The sequence below is a fragment of the Acinetobacter sp. UBA3025 genome (assembly GCF_002367915.1).
In the GTDB taxonomy this organism is placed as follows: domain Bacteria; phylum Pseudomonadota; class Gammaproteobacteria; order Pseudomonadales; family Moraxellaceae; genus Acinetobacter.
Window position 1 is genome coordinate 8,086 of sequence record NZ_DFDO01000213.1, and the last position, 1,418, is coordinate 9,503.

The following is a 1,418-nucleotide window of genomic DNA, read 5'->3' on the forward strand; positions in this document are numbered from 1 at the left end:
TTTGGCTCACGTGATGCCTTTATCTTTATGGATAAGACTTTAACGTTCAATGAGTTGGAAGAAGCTAGTCGTAAATTCGCAGCATATTTACAAAGTTTGGGTCTGGCAAAAGGCACACGTGTTGCCGTAATGATGCCAAACGTTCTTCAGTATCCGGTCGTAGCATTGGGGGTGTTCCGCGCTGGTTTAGTACTGGTGAATGTAAATCCACTATATACATCACGTGAGCTTGAGCATCAGTTAAAAGATTCTGGTGCTGAAGTTCTGGTCATTATTGAGAATTTTGCAAGCGTTTATCAGTCAATTATTGGCAAAACACCTGTGAAGCACGTCGTGGTTGCTTCTGTGGGTGACATGCTGGGTGCTTTAAAAGGTACTTTGGTGAACTTTGTATTACGTTCAGTACGTAAGCAGATTCCGGCATGGGATATTCCAGGTCACATCAAGTTCAATGCAGCCCTGAATAAAGTTAACCCAAGCAACTATAAACGCCCTGAATTGACTTTAAGTGATACTGCTGTACTTCAGTACACAGGTGGTACTACTGGTGTTTCTAAAGGTGCTGAACTGACCCATCGTAACTTGGTTGCTAACCTGTTGCAGTGTGACGGTATCTTCCAGAGCAAATTCGGTGCGCAAGATGGCCAGCCAGATGACCGTATTTTCTGTGCTTTACCGCTTTATCACATCTTTGCTTTCATGGTCTGTGCACTTTACGGCATGTATAAAGGTCAGGCGAACGTTCTGATTCCTAACCCGCGTGACCTGCCTGCGGTGATGAAAGAATTACGTAAATACCAGCCAACATTCTTCCCTGCTGTGAACACGCTGTTTAATGCGCTTGTAAACAACGAAGAGTTCAAGCAACTGGATCATAGCCGTTTAAAAATGGCGATGGGCGGTGGTATGGCTGTTCTGCCTTCTACTGCAGAAGCTTGGAAGAAAATTACTGGCACTAACATCATTGAAGGTTATGGCCTGTCTGAAACTTCTCCAGTAGCAACTGCGAACCCACCGGCATCTGAAGCATTTAGCGGTACGATTGGTATTCCGTTACCTTTGACTGAAGTTGCAATGCTGGATGATGACGGTAATGAAGTTGCACTCGGTGAGCAGGGTGAAATCTCAATCCGTGGTCCACAGGTGATGAAAGGCTATTGGAACCGTCCGGATGAAACCGATAAAGTGATGGTAAATGGCTTCTTCCGTACCGGTGATATCGGTGTTATGGATTCACGTGGTTACATCAAAATCGTTGACCGTAAGAAAGACATGATTCTGGTCTCTGGCTTTAACGTTTATCCTTCTGAAATTGAAGAAGTCGTTGCGAAACATCCAAAAGTATTGGAAGTGGCTGCAATTGGTGTACCAGATGAAAAATCAGGTGAAGTGCCAAAACTGTTTGTGGTGAAGAAAGA

The 1,418-nt window shown here is 44.4% G+C and carries 1 protein-coding gene; it reads left to right on the forward strand.

Annotated elements, in window-relative coordinates:
• On the forward strand, nucleotides 1-1,418 hold a 1,418-nt coding region (locus B4J23_RS08935), incomplete at both ends, for an AMP-binding protein (protein WP_291360075.1).